Source organism: Bacillus sp. ABA4_010, assembly GCF_056159105.1.
Genome location: NZ_JBSWUN010000003.1, coordinates 3,271,940 through 3,286,791 on the forward strand (window position 1 = coordinate 3,271,940; position 14,852 = coordinate 3,286,791).

The window sequence follows — 14,852 nt, forward strand, 5'->3', positions numbered from 1 at the left end:
ATTACTCCTCTCTCCTTATTAATCTGCATTCATTGGTTTCATGAGATTGTACGGGGCTATGAGATATTTTTTTCTATTGATTGAAACAATTCTCTCGATATTAAATGAAGCACCATGAAACTCACTTGACATAAAGGTGTAGTAACCTTTTTCTTGTAATTCTTTGAATATATCATTTGATAATTCATTCATTAATTTTCCGGAAATAATTCTTCCTGCTTTTCTATGTGCTAGTTGGATTTCCTTCATAATACTGTATATTTCATTTATTTTATTTTCATCATATTTTAATGCCATTAAAAGTTTAGGCAGTTCAGTAGGACATATAGATTCTTCATTACACCAAGACCTTACCGAAGCAATAGAGGCTGTTTTTATGTGATACTTTTCCGTCAATATTTTACTTATTCGTTTTAATCCTTTTTTCTTAACGTTAAATCGTAATTTATCCTTCCACTCATTTTGTAATAATCTATAGGTATTTGCTTTTGATTTTAAGATGTCTTGGTCGGCTACTTCTGCTATTAACTTTGTATCTCTATCATTTCTTATTACAATAAAGTCGTCTTCTTCCACATCTTTAAAATTTATCTGTTTAATATAATTGCTTTTTTCATGGGGGGAGAAAATACGAATTTTTGAATCTCTTGGCGCAAATAAAAAACGATCATTTTCAAGATATACAACTGATGCTTCAATCATGTCTTGAGAATTTTCTTCGTCATTTTTTTGATCTTCAAGGAATTTGCTTACTGTCATATCTAGAGTATCTTTTTCTTCCAAATTAATCTTACTTTTCTTTTCCATTGACTTACCAAAGGTAACTTTTTCAAAAACTGTGCTATATAAATCCCTATTACCAATATCTTCAAATACATTTTTAGGGGAGATATAATTTGGAAAAAAATCGTAAGAAATGAACGTATTTGTTTTTCCTTTAAAAGTATTTTTAACATATTCACCAAAATAACTGGGGTTTCCAATATAAATGACCTCATCAAAGGTGTCTAAATCTTTCCTAAAACTATTTTCTGTATAGTAACTTATCTTTAAATAAGGTTTTAACTCATTTTGGAATAAATATTTCTCATTAATTGAAATTGCCCTTTTTGTAACTATTGCTATTCTTAGCCCTACTTCTGATCTATTATTAATGTATTCACGTAAATAATCTCTTAGTTTATTTGAAGTTACTTCTATTACTTCTTTAAATGCTTTTGCAATATGAATTACAACATTAGAAAATAGTTCAGGGTAACTGTTCTTAATCTGATAAAATTTATTTAGAATTTCTTTTTCAGTATCCGGGCTGATGGCTTTATTGTAGGGCAATAAACCACTTACTAGCCTAAAGAACACTTTTTTAAATATACTTAAAGCCTCAAGTAAATGGTCATCATTATCATATCTGTTTTGAGTTTCCAGTCTAAATTTTTCAATACTATCAGCAAGAGGATGTAGTTCTTGGCCTTCAACTTGTTTAAATAAAACTGTTTTTTCCTCTAAATTATATAAATTTAATAGATTATTAAAACTCATAGGATATTCATCTCCAAGCAAGAAACTCAATGCCCTTAGGTACTTGAGCCTGAATAGATTTTAAAAATGTTACAATTTCATCAGTTGCCATTCTATATTCTTCTTGCATTATTTCTCTGTTTAACTCTTCTATTATTTCATGAATTCGGTTTTCGTGGTCTGTTCTGCTTGAAATAATAATCTTAGGATTTTTATTGAAATACTTTATTTGTTTCATATAACTATTTATATCTGAGAAAATAACGGGTACTTCTTCACTAATTTCAATTTCATTCTTTTTCATTTGCGATGAAAATAGTTTCCCATTCGTATAACTGTTTGAATTATCTAAATAAAGAAAGTCCCCTATAGAACCTTTTACATCATTACAAATAAAGATTTCTTCACTCATTGAATTTGTAATTTGTGTCGTATTACCAACTAAATAAAAAGAATCACCGGGATAAAATGCAACTTTATTTAGTTGACTAGGCGAATACAATTCACTAAGTAAGGGACTGCTTTCTAATCCTACCTGTTGTTTATTACTCACCTTTCTAGTCCTTTTTATTTCATCAAACTCTTCATCTAGTAAAATTACTTTTTCAATCCACTGTCTTTCGGGAATCCCTCTATCAAATTTCCCATCTTTTATTTTTAGAATCATTTCATTTTCAAATACAGGGCTTGGTTCTACAGAAATAACAGATGCTTTCCTCGATGATTGTTCATCCTGATAAATAATACGACTGCCCTTTTCTAAATTTAATATTGTTTTTCTAATAGACCGCATCTGTTTATTAATAGAAAATGTTTTATCTGCTATTCCCATTGCAATAAACAAAGAAAAGTATTGTTCGCTTGGAAGAGAAAGAACAATACTTATTCCTTTCTTATACTTAATTCCATGATAATTTATAAAATTTCCTAATTCAAAAGCAAAATTAATCCAGTCAGGTAAACCTGCAGAACCTATTTTATTAAAAATTTTCAAATTCTTAATGGACATTTTTTTCACTTCTTTCAAAATAGTTATCTACTATAGTAATTTTATCACATCCATCCCTATAATCCTTCATAAATTCCCATGTTTTTTCCTTTTTAACCTTAGTAAATAGTTCATTTGTCACATCTTGAACACTACTATTTTTGAACTCTAATCCTAAGGAGTAATCAAGCCCGAATTGAAATTGGACAATATTAAAGGAGTGCTTCTTTGCACCCCTTTAATATTAAATATTCATGCTAACAGAATTAATCTATTATGGATAACAAATGCTATTCTTTAACACGTGGATAAAAGCATTACTTCTAACTTTTTTATCATGTACATCTAGTAGTTTAGTAAATTCGTTCATAAGTTCCTGACTCAGTTTCGATTCTGACGGCAATTTTATAAACCATTGTTTTAGTATCTTCTCCGTATCTACACCAGTTTTATTCTCTCCTCTAGCATATTTTGATGTGTTCATATCCATATAACCTATATACTTACTAGGACCAAAAGAATTCATATTGGAAATGTAATACCAATGTTTAAATTGAGTAAGTTGTGTAATTATATCTGTCTCTTCTGATAAATCCTTGTTAAATTGCTCCACATTACTAATAACCTCTTTTAGTGAAGTAACCAATTCCTCCATAGATTTCCCCTTTTCTTCTTTTCCTTATTTAGCAAAACTCATAAGTACTTTGGTTATCAATATCTGTTAATATAATATTATCAAGAATATTGTAAAAAAAGGAAATCTTGTTTTCAAGGAGGAGATTTTAAATGGAGACTGACATTCCTTTATGGAAAGTATATGAGTGGTTAAATGCTAAAATTTCACATAACTTATACAACTCTATAAATGTAACCGTAAAGCCTAATGTACTTATAACAGGTATTATAAGTGAGGTAGAAAGGCAAGTTGATATCTTAATTGATATTAATAATTCAGATTTCCGTATTGCAATCGATTGTAAAAAATACGGTAAAAAAGTTGATATTAAAATAGTAGAAGGATTTATTGGAATGTGTGAAGATCTTGGAGTGAATAAAGGGATAATAATTTCTTCTAAAGGATTTACAATTGGGGCTGCCAATCGGATTAGAAACAATAATAATATTGAACTGCAAACATTGGATTGGGAGAAAGCGTTAAATAAGGTTTTACCTGAGTTAGATTTCTACAGTAACTTAAATGATATTTGTACTTGTTGTACGACAAAAGATAGTATTATACCGGGCATCCTCCTATGGGACACCCCTTATGGAGTTGAAGAAAATGACGGATCAATTAGTACTTATTTTTTCGGTGAATGCCTAAAATGTGAGGCAAAGTCGATATATTGTGATTCATGTGGAATTATTAGTATTAGAACTAACAGTAGCATATATAAATGCGATTGTTGTGAAAGAGAGTTTGTTTTCACGTGATTTCTATGAAAGGATAAAGTACTTTTTATAAAAAATACGCACCACTACCCTCTTCCTGCGGGTTGTTCATTAACATTTATTAACAGATATTAAAACCAGAGGAAGGAAGGTTTCCGTTTTAGACGAAATACGAAAGGATTGTTTGGAAAGCCTGACATTTCAATTAAGAAATATAAGATCGTAATATTTATTGACTCGTGTTTTTGGCATCAATGTTCTCAACATGCAACTATGCCGAAAAGCAATACTGATTATCGGAAGAAAAAACTGGGGCGGAACAAAGAACGGGATAAAGAAGTTAATAATTATTACTAAGAGAAGGGTTGGAATATAAAAAGGATTTGAAAACATGAAGTTAAGAATGATTTGGATAAAGTTATAGAGGATATAGGCAATTTTATAAGAAAGGCTCAACATAATTTAGTCTTACCCATTTAAATTCCTTAACCTTAATATAACTCTAAGCAGAAGGCAGATTTTACCTCAATTTTTATCGTGTCTCGTAGAAAAGAGACCCCGAAAGGTCTCTAAACTGTTACTCTTATAGGTTCGTTTTCTTCTACTTCTTCTATTTGATAAACTGTATTAAGTGCATCAATGAAATTCATTGCTATACGACGGATAACTGGAACACTTACAGCATTGCCTGCTTGTTTATAAAGGTGACTATTTGCCATTCCTTCTGGAATTCGATAATCGTCATCCACTGGAAAACCTTGAAATCTTAATGCTTCACGTGGAGTTAGTTTTCTATAACCCCAATCATCGATTATCAGCGGGACGTTATGGCCACCGGTGCCCATATTGGCTGTTAGAGTTGGGCAAACATTGGATTGATTCTCCCTTATATATACCCTTCTTAATTGGTAAACAGTATCTCTTCTAGTCATTGCTTCTTGTATCATAGTGTAATACTGACTAGTAGCAGTGTAATAATAAGCGGGATCTTGCTGTTCATTACGATCAAGAATATCATCAATTGATCTAGTTAATGGAATCTGTTCTGGCCAAACAAAATTGTTTAAAGCCTCCTCTTCCCTAAAGCCTACAATAAAGATACGTTCCCTATTTTGAGGAATATTTCCATATTCCATTGTGTTCATTACCCTGCTATCAATGTGATATCCACTTTCCCGGAGCATCTGCTCTATAACTCTGAATGTGTTACCGTTATCGTGTCCTCTTAGGTTTTTAACATTTTCTAAAAAGATTGCTCTAGGTTCTTTTGCTCTTATAAAACGAATAACATCAAAGAATAATGTACCTCTAGGATCTTTTGCCTCAGTATGCCCACCACACTCTGGACATACTGCTCCATTGATGTATTCATCATAAGATACAGAATGCTCAAGATCGCAATCTTGACATTGGTATTTCATACCGTGTCTATTACCTGCAACAGAGAATGCGACACATGGCCAACCTGCAGTAATAATATCTGTATCAGGCATTTCATCTGCCTGAACATCACGAACATCTGCCTTCTTTAATTCGTGGTTAAAGTTTGCTCCATAAGTAATACAAGCATTCTTATCCATTTCGTTTGCCCAAATAATACGGGCTCCTGCTTGTTCAAAACCTTTATCTATTCCACCAATTCCTGCAAATAGTGAAGAAACTGTATATGGCATTTATAAACCTCCTACCACAATCGAATATATGTTCTCGAAATTGAGTTATAATTACCTATTCTATCATAAAATGTCGATTTTGGCTGCCCCTCAAACACTATTATTTATTGGAAAGAATTTGTTTAATTAGTTTATTTATTTCGAATAAATCACCAGATTGAATATAATAATTTTCTGCATCCATTTGTGTTGATTCCGATTGTAAGTAATGGTCTTGAGGGATAATATTTTTTTCTTGTATTGCCTGAATCAACATATTCTTATCAGCATATCCTGCAATATCAAATTTATATGAAGACTTTTTAAGAATTTCGTTAAGTACTTTTTGTTCGATTTCATCATTAAAATATAAATGCTTCTTTTTCATCTCTTGTACAACTGTTGTACCTATCCTTACTAAAATAATATGGTCATAGTCCGAGTTTTCATTTTTAATGTTTGGAATGTATTGACCTTCATCATTCCAATCTTTTGTTTCGAGTAATAATAGATGACCAATCTGCTTAGTTGTCTTTACTCCTATCTTCATCCCTTTTACTTCAAAATCATAATTATCCCATTCCCCTTCCCCCATTATAGTTACATCTGGGACGGGAACTTCTACACCTTTAGAAAGAAAATATTGGTAAACTGCGAATTCCCCAAGTTTTCCATTAAAGGTGTCACAAAAAATTTGAACATTCGTTCTGCTCTCTTTTCCACCAGATCTATTTCGTCTGTGATGTCCTTCCTCAGTAAAACTCATATTATATGCAAATTTATAACTCTCATTTAGATAATCTCTTTCTAACTTTCCAAAGTTATTAAATTCTCTAACACTAGTGAATTTGTGAATCTCAAATAATTCCATTTTTTTTAGATTGGTCACAAATATCCCTCCCTACACCTATATACTAATTTTTAAACTCATCTTCGAATTCATCGTAAGTTCCAGTAGTGGCAAAGTTAATTCTAAATAAATCATCTTGAATTTTAGTAACAATTACAGAATCTATACCTATTCTGTCTAAATCATCGTTTGTAACTAGATGATGAGGTGGAACCTGTAGAACTGTCCTTAATATCCAATTACCTAAATCTTTATTTGGATTTGACATAAATCCTTTACCACCACTTTGACAGATACTTGCCAATAGTACATCGTTGTTAGGTAGTATTAAGTTGAAAGAACCTTTTTCATCAGTGTGTCTGTCATAAGGGAAAAATCCTTCAAATTGACGATGTATCCATTTAGGAATAGGAATATAAACTTCGTCTACGTGTCTTACCCTTCCACGTGCATTCCACTGATTTAATCCACTACGCTCTTCAACTCTTCCTGATTTAGCAGAGTATAAAGGTAATACAATTGATTCAAATTGTTCTTCGTATCCTTCATGAACCATATAATGTGAACTTGCCTGCTCACTTAATAGGAAGTCAAATGGATCGTCTAAGATTTCTACTTCAAAACTTGCAAGCGGGTCTTCAGTTATAAATTTTTTATATAGTGTACTTTTAGCAATATAAAATTTATATTCAGCATGTCTATCACGGAAGAAGATATTCTTATCTGTTGTTTTACCTCTATCGAATTGTAGTGTGTCAAAATCGATTAGGTGCATTTCTTCTTCGTGTATTTCAAATATCCCTTCCTTTCGTGTCACAATATGATAAATCATTTCCGTTGTATTGTGAGCGCGCAAGGTCGCTAAAATACGTTCATTTCTTAAATAGGAAATAACACGGATAATTTCTCGTGGATCTTCCCCTCTGAATCTGTCTATATCTCTATTAAATTCAGCAACTTTCTCATATTTTCTTCCATTACCATGCATAAATGTCTTTAGACCAATACCTACATTACCTTTATAAGCATCAAAGGAAATATCACCACGTGAAAGATTGTTTGCTCGAAATGCTCTACAAAATATATTTTCTGCTGCTCGATAGTAAAGGTATGGAGTTGTACTTTCAGAAAACAGATTTGAAAGTGAACCAACTACTCGTAGCATATCTACATATTCCCTCTGTTGCGAATGACTCTGCCTATCAAAAAACACGGATATCTCCCCCATTCTCTATAATGCAATTGTAGCAAAATCGTAATGAAAAAATAAGGACCAATTCACTAAAGATATCTTCCCTTTTTTACACCGCGCTGGTAAGATGATGATAATCCAATTTTGAGGAGTGTATAAAATGGTTGTTAGAAAGCATAAGGATAGAGCAAAAAAGAAAAAAGGTCTTTATTACTATGAGTTTATGTATAAGGGTGAAAGAAGAAAGAAATCTGGCTTTATGACTGAAGGTGAAGCACTTGTGGCAGAATTAAAAGAAAAAGAAAAAATTAGAAAGATGGAAAATGGAGAATATGAAGTAGAAGAAATTTTTAATGATTACATACAAGAATGGCATGACGGTAGAAGAAATCTAGGGGACAACACTAGGGGAGTTTATCAAAGATGTCTAGATAACTATATCAAACCATTCTTTGAAAATAAAACAGTTCTCCAAATAAGACCACTTGATATTAAGAGATTTTTAGACTCTTTATATGAAAAGGAACTAAGTAGTTCCACTGTAAAGAAAAATTACAATGTGATCAATAAATTCTTTGGTGACTTGGTTAAAATGAGAATGTTAAATTACAATCCTTGTAGCGGAATTGAAAAGCCTCGTGAAGTAAATGAAAAGGTTAAAGTATTTAATCAAAATGAATTAAAGCAATTTCTGAATTTTGCAGAATCCTATACAAGGTATGCATTTGCTTTTAAACTCGCTGCCCATACTGGACTGCGTCGTGGTGAAATACTTGGTTTAAAATGGGATTGTGTAGATCTTGAAAAAAATATGGTTAATGTTAAAAGAAGAGTAATTCGAGAAAATATGGGAACAGATAAATATCTGCAAGATGGGACTAAAACATCAAGCGGTAGATTTGTACCAATCTCGGAAAAGATGAAAGAAGATATCATTAAATATAAACAGATACAAGAGTATGAGAAAGAAACGAACGAATACGAAGATAACAATTTAGTGATTGCTACCCAGAATGGACGTTTCGTAAGTGTAGATAATCTTTCCCGTATATTCAGAAATACCTTGAAAGCAAGTAAAATCTTTGAGGAAAATTCAAACGATAAAAGATTATCTTTCCATTCATTAAGGCATACACATGCTACACTAATGCTTTTGGCAGGAGTTCAAATGAAGGTAGTTTCCGAACGATTAGGTCATAGTAGTATAAAAATTACTATGGATACGTACTCACATTTACTACCTTCAATGGAATATGATGCAGCAGAAAAGTTCGAACAATTGTTCGAATAAAACTCATTTTCAAATTCATTACGCCAAAATTACACCGCGTTAAAATTACACCGAATTTTACAACGAATATTCTATTGAAAAAGAACATAAAAAAGGCACTCTCTAATTTCTTAGAAAGTGCCTTAAGGCTATGAGCGACACGGGACTCAAACCCGTGACCTCCGCGCTGTCAACACGGCGTTCTCTCAACTGAACTAGTCGCTCACGATATAAAGACTGTTACCCTGTCAAGGTAGCGCTCTCCCAGCTGAGCTACGGAATCGTGATGTGTTGTTATGTAACTGTTTCTAGTATATTCGCGTTTGTAAGGTTTGTCAACTATCTTTTAAAAGATTGTTACGTTGGTCAATGTGGCTTGTTGTTTGTTACACTCTTTGTAAAAGAACTGGAGTGAGATAATGAATAAATCAGCTTATTTGCATCGTTTTAAAGGTGAGAAACGTACTGATAGGACGTTGGCTTATTTGAGCGATCTTCAAGAGCAGCATATGCTGCATGTGCCGTTTGAAAATTTGGATGTGATTAGGAAGACCCCGATTGTTCTAGATGTGCAGCGCTTTTACAAAAAGGTTGTAGAAAATCATCGCGGTGGCTTTTGTTATGAACTGAACGGTTTGTTTTGCTTCTTGTTGGAGGAGCTTGGATTTGACGCTCATTTGATTTCGGCGACTGTTCAAAAAGAAGATGGATCATGGGCACTTAAGGATAGTCATGCAGCCATTCTTGTGCACCTCGATCAGCCATATTTAGTGGATGTCGGCTTTGGGGATTCTGTGCGTAAGCCAGTCCCTCTTACTAGCGATATAGTCGAGGATCCGAGCGGTCGCTATCGCGTTCAACTTGTCGGCGATCATACCTATGAACTGCAAAGGCTAGAAAGTGCGTGGAAAACGAAATACCGTTTCACATCCGAAGTGAAACGACTTGAACAGTTTGCCCCGATGTGCGAGTTTAATCAAACGTCCCCCGCTTCTCCTTTCACCCAAACGAACTTGACGACGATGGCCACGAAACATGGCCGATTGACTTTATCAGGAAATGCCTTTATTGAGACGAAGGGCCAAACGAAAAGAAAGCAAGTTTTACAAGATGTTGAAATTACAACTGCATTGGAATATTTTTCCAAATTATACTACCATAACAGCCTTTGCCATTTGGCAAGGGCTGTTATGCTGTAGAGCATGATATAAGGGAAATATTAAAAAAGTGTAAAAAATTGATGGATTCCCACAATAGTAGCGAAAAACATGTTATATTCTAGGAAAATCCTACATAAGCCTCGTTTTTCTTCATTTCATATAATGATTTTTACCTATAACAATACATGTATGCATGAACGTGAACTCATACCGACCGGTCGAAAACATACAAAACCATCAATGAAGCATTCAACCATACGATATTTTACTAAAAAAATATGTAAGGGCAACCAGTTGCGAGCATATTTTCATTCAGAATGTAAAGCATTTTCATTTATTAGGAAATAACAGGAAAGGTGACACAGCATGATACTGATAAAAAATGAATTCTTTCAACTAAAGGTCGAAAATGAATCCGTGTACATCTCTGTTTTGGCGCCAGGCTTTTTACTCACCGACTTTAATAAAGTCATTGAAAGTTATCCAAGAATCTCTCTTACTTCATTTCTAGATTTAAAAAAAGCACTTGAAGAAGCGAAAAATGAAGATACGCTTATCGGGCAATATCTCCCCTTAGTTGTTTGTACCGTTTCAAAAGATAAAATGAGCGCAAGCATTAAAATAAATGCAACTGATGATGAATTCCAACAATTGAAAAAAGAACTCCCCTCGAAAGTCGTTCAAGCACTTGCAGAAGAAGGCGTTACGGAAGGCCTCTTAATGGAGATTATCGCTGAGCAGCTTGTGCCCGAAAAAACATAGTTGTGGCACAAGGAATGGAACCGATTCATGGCAGTGATGCCGTCATTCGCTATTATCAATTATCAGAGCGAAAACCGACGATTAGCGAAACCGGAAAAGCCGACTTTTATGATATGAATTTCATTGATGAAGTGGAAAAAGGTACATGGGTAGGTGAAAAAATAGCCCCTACTGAAGGCGTACCCGGCATGAACGTGCTCGGCGAAGAACTGAAAGCTCGAAAAGGCAGTGATAAGCGCCTTATTTATGACACGAACTCTATTTCAGAACAAGAAGAAAAGGGGAAAATTGTGTTACGGGCTAAAATGAAAGGTGCTGTTACTAAAAAAGACGGCAAGCTTTCCATTGCCAATCACTTGATCATCGATGGCGACGTAGGAATCGGGACAGGAAACATTGAGTTTGACGGCTCTGTCACAATTAACGGAACGGTTCAGGAAGGCTTTTCGGTTATTGCGGGTATGGACGTATCGATTTTATCTGAGATGGGGATTAGGCAAGTCGGCACGATTGAATCGTTACAAGGAGACATTTTCATTAAAGGCGGTGTTTTCGGAGAGGGCGTCATTAAAGCGGCCAAAAATATTTATGTGAAACATGCGAATGAATGCGCCTTACACGCAGGAGGAGACATTCATATCGGCTTTTACTCAATTGGAAGTACCTTGGTTGGCCGAAATGTGATTACCGAACAGGCAAAAGGAAAAATCATTGGCGGACATATCGTGGCACAAGGTAAAGTGTTTGCATCAGAAATTGGCAATAAAGCGGAACGAAAGACGTTCATTCAAGTGGAAGGCTTTGAACGTGACAAAATACAAGAACAGCTCAATCATCTACTGAAAACTTATAAACAAGTGCTCCAAGAATTTGAAGAAGTTCATCGGCATATCGAGATTTTTGAAAGCTTTGCCGAAAATTTAAATGCTACCCAACAGGCAAAATTTGACGAACTGAAAGCAACCTATGATGTAAAATTCAAGCAAATTTCCAAGTTGGAAGAGCAGCGGAAAGTATTAGCTGCCATGCTAAGCATTAAAGGGGACGGGGAAATTTCCATCGAGCAAAAAGCTTATCCGGAGACCTACATTGAGATTAAAAACATGAAAAAGAAGTTGGATTGCTTATCAAAAGGGACTTTTTATGCCATGGGTAAAGAACTGAAATACGAATAAGAGGAGCATTGAGAATGAGTTTTGACAAATCATACCGATATGAAATTTTGCTTCAGGCGATTGAAGTTTTTACACAACGATATGATCTCGATACGTTATTCCATTTTTCCTTTGAATTTGCGAATGAATTGCTTACGTTACAAAAAAACGCTCTTTTCAAACGAGAAGGCAACCGCTTTGTGCTTACTCATAATCGCCTCTATGATTGGGAGGAATATACGGTTGAGACAACAGAAAAATTAGACAACCTCCCTCTTTTTTACGGGCGTGTCTTGTCGACAAACCAGTTGGTAGAATACTTTCCAGAAGAGTTTATTCAACACTTTTCAGCACAATACGTCATTCCGCTTATTAACAATACGGCGTTAATCGGCTTCATGGTGACAAATGGAAAAACAGTGGGAGAATTTTCGCAAGATGACCATATTAATAGCGACATTTTAATGCGTTTAGTCAATGCCTCCCTTGAAAACAACCAGCGTCTTCTCGATTTTCAAGCAGTAAACAACGAGTTGGACCGGAAGATTTTTAACTTGTTTGTGTTGAATCAAAGCATTAAAGCGTTGCTTTCAGAATTGGATGCCCCTACTTTATACGACATGGCAACAGATGTATTTAGTGAAATTTCGGGCAGCGGTGTCACAAGCTTTGGCATATACGACCCGGTAACGAATCTTATTAAAATTCGAGGGTATAAAAATGTCCATTCATTTGAACAAAAGTATGCGCAATTGAACGTGAAGAACCCTAATGCAGTAACGGATCGGATTGTTCTTCATATTGACAAACAGAAGGATCAACTGGAAGATTTCTTAGAAAATCCAGCTCAATTACAAGAATTGGACGCTGAATATGTAATTCTCATTCAAAAAGAAAAATTGCTTGGATTAGTTACACTCGGCCATTCACGGCAGGAACAACTGTATGATAGCGGGACATTTGAAATTATTGAAACATTAGCTTCCTCTACGTATATTGCTTTAAACAATGCGCAATTGTTTAACAAACTGCAAAAGCAAAAACAAAATGCAGAATCGAAGTTGCATGTTTTACAAACATATAATCGATTAATTCGTACCATTAATTCCTGCCGCACAAAAGAAGAATTACTAAAATTGTCATTAAGTACATTGGAGCTCGGATTAGGTGTGAAAAAAGCCTTTTTTGCTTTTAATTATGGAAACGGCTATGAAGTAGCCGCTAGTCTAGGTTTACATCTTACAGGAGAAACCTTTGCTATTCGAGAAAATATCCACCAGCTCGTTCGTGGTGAAATTTTCTATGACTTTTTTTCTGACCACCTTGACGCCTATTTTCCAGATCCATGTTTCCTTGAAAAGCTCGGAGAATCTTGCGGGGTTATTCTCGCTCCTATTCACACCCATTGTGAATGGCTTGGAGAAGACAAAATTGCCCCTCCTTACGGTTACTTAATTGTGACACAAACAAATGAAAACTTGAAAGAAGAAGAAATCGTCTTAATTGATACGATTACACGAAATATTACGCCATTGATTTATCATATGGATCAAAAACCTTTACATCCCCTTGTAGAGGTGTAAAATAATGATTTATCCCTGCCATTTCAAGCCTTGCCTTCCTTTCTAATGGCGGCTGTTTAAAAGGAGATCTCAATGGAATATATAACTCTTCTAACAAAAGATCATAAAAGCATGACAGCAGGTCTTCATTATATTGAGGGGGAACTGATGAATATCGTTGTGCAAGATGTGACAGGCATTCAGGCAGGAGATCGAGTCACATGCTTTTTTAACAATAAATCGTTTCATGCGTTTGTTTTAAAAAAAGAAGATTATAATTTATACTTGTACCTCTCATTGCACGAAGCTAACGCCCCAAATGAGCGAAGGCGATTTTACCGTCACCCTTGCGAAATTAAGGGCATTCTTTCGACACCGAAAGCATCCCGTATGCCAATCAATGTAGTTGACATCAGCATTAACGGCTTCGGATTTATTGCTTCTGTTCCATTAAAAACAGACACGATTTACGAATTGCAGTTTTCGATTGATGAAGAACGAAGCATTCGAGCAAACGTGAAACTGCGTAATATGAGTGAACTTCCAGCCTCGCTCTTTCGCTACGGCTCTGAAATTCATTTCATTAGCCAAGAAGGCTTGCTGGCGCTAAGGAAATATTTATTACAGCATCAGCTGATGCGGGCAGAATAAGAAGATGGTCAAACGATGAGCGACTCATCGTTTTTCTTTTGGAAACCGCTGCACCTTTTCATTTGAAGATGCTGGAAAACATTCTAAACCGTGATGCATATAATAAAGCATGACTAAGTTTTCGAGGCGGGTTATGCGAATGAAAGTAGTATACCGTAAAGCGACGATTTATGATTATGGAGGGATTTTACCTATACTAAACGAGTCAGACCATATTCATTCCAAAGCGATTCCGGAAATGTTTCCTCCTCATCAACCATCCATGTCCCCTTATAAATTTCGCTCTTATCTTTCCAGCCCTTACCACACAGTAATTGTAGCCGAAACGAACGGTTTCATTATCGGGTATTCCTTTATTGAACTTCTATATTCCTCTTCCCCATCTGAACAAGAAGAGCGGTGCATAGCTTTTGTGGACTATTTTGGCGTAAAAAAGTCGTACCACCGGTTCGGAATCGGTTCCGGCTTATTTGACTACACGAAAAAATGGGCGCAAGGTCAGAAAGCCCATTCCCTGCAGCTCAACGTATGGGAATTCAACCAAAAGGCCATCTCCTTTTATGAAAAACAAGGGATGAAAGGCATGAGTCGCCTTCTTGAGTTAAAATTACAAGAAGAATGAAGGGACACCATCGACAGACCGTGTCCCTTCATTCTTCTATTGATAGATCATCTCTCGTGTTTGCTTCCAGCTCATCACG

At 34.9% G+C, this 14,852-nt stretch carries 14 protein-coding genes, 1 tRNA gene and 1 pseudogene; 9 read left to right on the top strand and 7 right to left on the bottom strand.

What is annotated here, in order from left to right; translation table 11 throughout:
* Positions 1-18 precede the first annotated feature (18 nt).
* From ACXAEO_RS17265 to ACXAEO_RS17275, 3 genes are all read right to left on the bottom strand, one after another.
* Positions 19-1,539 (bottom strand): DrmE family protein, encoded by a 1,521-nt coding sequence (locus ACXAEO_RS17265; RefSeq protein WP_474883263.1) that lies wholly within the window; start codon positions 1,537-1,539, stop codon positions 19-21.
* Between the two features lie 7 nt (positions 1,540-1,546).
* Positions 1,547-2,536, bottom strand: a complete 990-nt coding sequence (locus ACXAEO_RS17270; RefSeq protein ID WP_474884260.1) for a hypothetical protein — start codon at positions 2,534-2,536, stop codon at positions 1,547-1,549.
* A 244-nt stretch (positions 2,537-2,780) separates the two neighbouring features.
* The gene (locus tag ACXAEO_RS17275) at positions 2,781-3,161 is read right to left on the bottom strand and encodes a hypothetical protein (RefSeq protein WP_474883264.1); all 381 of its coding nucleotides are present in this window, start codon (positions 3,159-3,161) and stop codon (positions 2,781-2,783) included.
* A 131-nt stretch (positions 3,162-3,292) separates the two neighbouring features.
* On the opposite strand from ACXAEO_RS17275, the gene ACXAEO_RS17280 reads away from it, so the two are divergent.
* Together ACXAEO_RS17280 and ACXAEO_RS17285 are read left to right on the top strand one after the other, a co-directional pair.
* Positions 3,293-3,940, top strand: a complete 648-nt coding sequence (locus ACXAEO_RS17280; RefSeq protein WP_474883265.1) for a restriction endonuclease — start codon at positions 3,293-3,295, stop codon at positions 3,938-3,940.
* A 117-nt stretch (positions 3,941-4,057) separates the two neighbouring features.
* A pseudogene (locus ACXAEO_RS17285) lies at positions 4,058-4,255 on the top strand (very short patch repair endonuclease); the annotation flags it as partial.
* A gap of 212 nt (positions 4,256-4,467) precedes the next feature.
* On the opposite strand, the gene ACXAEO_RS17290 reads toward ACXAEO_RS17285, so the two are convergent.
* The 3 genes from ACXAEO_RS17290 to ACXAEO_RS17300 all read right to left on the bottom strand — a co-directional run bounded on the left by ACXAEO_RS17290 (position 4,468) and on the right by ACXAEO_RS17300 (position 7,613).
* Complete coding sequence (locus ACXAEO_RS17290) at positions 4,468-5,571, bottom strand: DNA cytosine methyltransferase (RefSeq protein WP_474883266.1); 1,104 nt, start codon at positions 5,569-5,571, stop codon at positions 4,468-4,470.
* 100 nt (positions 5,572-5,671) lie between these two features.
* Positions 5,672-6,439, bottom strand: coding sequence for a hypothetical protein (locus tag ACXAEO_RS17295; protein WP_474883267.1), 768 nt, complete (start codon positions 6,437-6,439; stop codon positions 5,672-5,674).
* Positions 6,440-6,464: 25 nt separating this feature from the next.
* Positions 6,465-7,613, bottom strand: coding sequence for a phospholipase D-like domain-containing protein (locus ACXAEO_RS17300; RefSeq protein ID WP_474883268.1), 1,149 nt, complete (start codon positions 7,611-7,613; stop codon positions 6,465-6,467).
* A gap of 139 nt (positions 7,614-7,752) precedes the next feature.
* Here ACXAEO_RS17300 and ACXAEO_RS17305 point away from each other — a divergent pair, with 139 nt between their 5' ends.
* Positions 7,753-8,883, top strand: a complete 1,131-nt coding sequence (locus ACXAEO_RS17305) for a tyrosine-type recombinase/integrase (protein WP_474883269.1) — start codon at positions 7,753-7,755, stop codon at positions 8,881-8,883.
* Positions 8,884-9,014: 131 nt separating this feature from the next.
* Here the strand turns inward: ACXAEO_RS17305 and ACXAEO_RS17310 are convergent.
* Positions 9,015-9,087, bottom strand: a tRNA-Val gene (locus ACXAEO_RS17310).
* Positions 9,088-9,281: 194 nt separating this feature from the next.
* On the opposite strand from ACXAEO_RS17310, the gene ACXAEO_RS17315 reads away from it, so the two are divergent.
* From ACXAEO_RS17315 to ACXAEO_RS17340, 6 genes are all read left to right on the top strand, one after another.
* Positions 9,282-10,061, top strand: a complete 780-nt coding sequence (locus ACXAEO_RS17315; protein ID WP_474883270.1) for an arylamine N-acetyltransferase family protein — start codon at positions 9,282-9,284, stop codon at positions 10,059-10,061.
* Between the two features lie 327 nt (positions 10,062-10,388).
* Positions 10,389-10,784 (top strand): hypothetical protein, encoded by a 396-nt coding sequence (locus tag ACXAEO_RS17320; protein ID WP_474883271.1) that lies wholly within the window; start codon positions 10,389-10,391, stop codon positions 10,782-10,784.
* A 14-nt stretch (positions 10,785-10,798) separates the two neighbouring features.
* Positions 10,799-11,959, top strand: a complete 1,161-nt coding sequence (locus ACXAEO_RS17325) for a DUF342 domain-containing protein (RefSeq protein ID WP_474883272.1) — start codon at positions 10,799-10,801, stop codon at positions 11,957-11,959.
* Between the two features lie 14 nt (positions 11,960-11,973).
* Complete coding sequence (locus ACXAEO_RS17330; RefSeq protein WP_474883273.1) at positions 11,974-13,521, top strand: GAF domain-containing protein; 1,548 nt, start codon at positions 11,974-11,976, stop codon at positions 13,519-13,521.
* 72 nt (positions 13,522-13,593) lie between these two features.
* Entirely contained in the window at positions 13,594-14,151 is a 558-nt protein-coding gene (locus tag ACXAEO_RS17335) for a PilZ domain-containing protein (protein WP_474883274.1), read from the top strand.
* A 139-nt stretch (positions 14,152-14,290) separates the two neighbouring features.
* Entirely contained in the window at positions 14,291-14,773 is a 483-nt protein-coding gene (locus ACXAEO_RS17340) for an N-acetyltransferase family protein (protein WP_474883275.1), read from the top strand.
* The last annotated feature ends 79 nt before the right edge of the window (positions 14,774-14,852 follow it).

Excerpts from the sequence above, each read along its gene's own strand:
- ACXAEO_RS17265 (WP_474883263.1), bottom strand. The coding sequence starts at position 1,539 with ATGAGTTTTAATAATCTATTAAATTTATATAATTTAGAGGAAAAAACA.
- ACXAEO_RS17275 (WP_474883264.1), bottom strand. The coding sequence starts at position 3,161 with ATGGAGGAATTGGTTACTTCACTAAAAGAGGTTATTAGTAATGTGGAG.
- ACXAEO_RS17280 (WP_474883265.1), top strand. The coding sequence starts at position 3,293 with ATGGAGACTGACATTCCTTTATGGAAAGTATATGAGTGGTTAAATGCT.
- ACXAEO_RS17290 (WP_474883266.1), bottom strand. The coding sequence starts at position 5,571 with ATGCCATATACAGTTTCTTCACTATTTGCAGGAATTGGTGGAATAGAT.
- ACXAEO_RS17305 (WP_474883269.1), top strand. The coding sequence starts at position 7,753 with ATGGTTGTTAGAAAGCATAAGGATAGAGCAAAAAAGAAAAAAGGTCTT.
- ACXAEO_RS17315 (WP_474883270.1), top strand. The coding sequence starts at position 9,282 with ATGAATAAATCAGCTTATTTGCATCGTTTTAAAGGTGAGAAACGTACT.
- ACXAEO_RS17320 (WP_474883271.1), top strand. The coding sequence starts at position 10,389 with ATGATACTGATAAAAAATGAATTCTTTCAACTAAAGGTCGAAAATGAA.
- ACXAEO_RS17325 (WP_474883272.1), top strand. The coding sequence starts at position 10,799 with ATGGAACCGATTCATGGCAGTGATGCCGTCATTCGCTATTATCAATTA.
- ACXAEO_RS17330 (WP_474883273.1), top strand. The coding sequence starts at position 11,974 with ATGAGTTTTGACAAATCATACCGATATGAAATTTTGCTTCAGGCGATT.
- ACXAEO_RS17335 (WP_474883274.1), top strand. The coding sequence starts at position 13,594 with ATGGAATATATAACTCTTCTAACAAAAGATCATAAAAGCATGACAGCA.
- ACXAEO_RS17340 (WP_474883275.1), top strand. The coding sequence starts at position 14,291 with ATGAAAGTAGTATACCGTAAAGCGACGATTTATGATTATGGAGGGATT.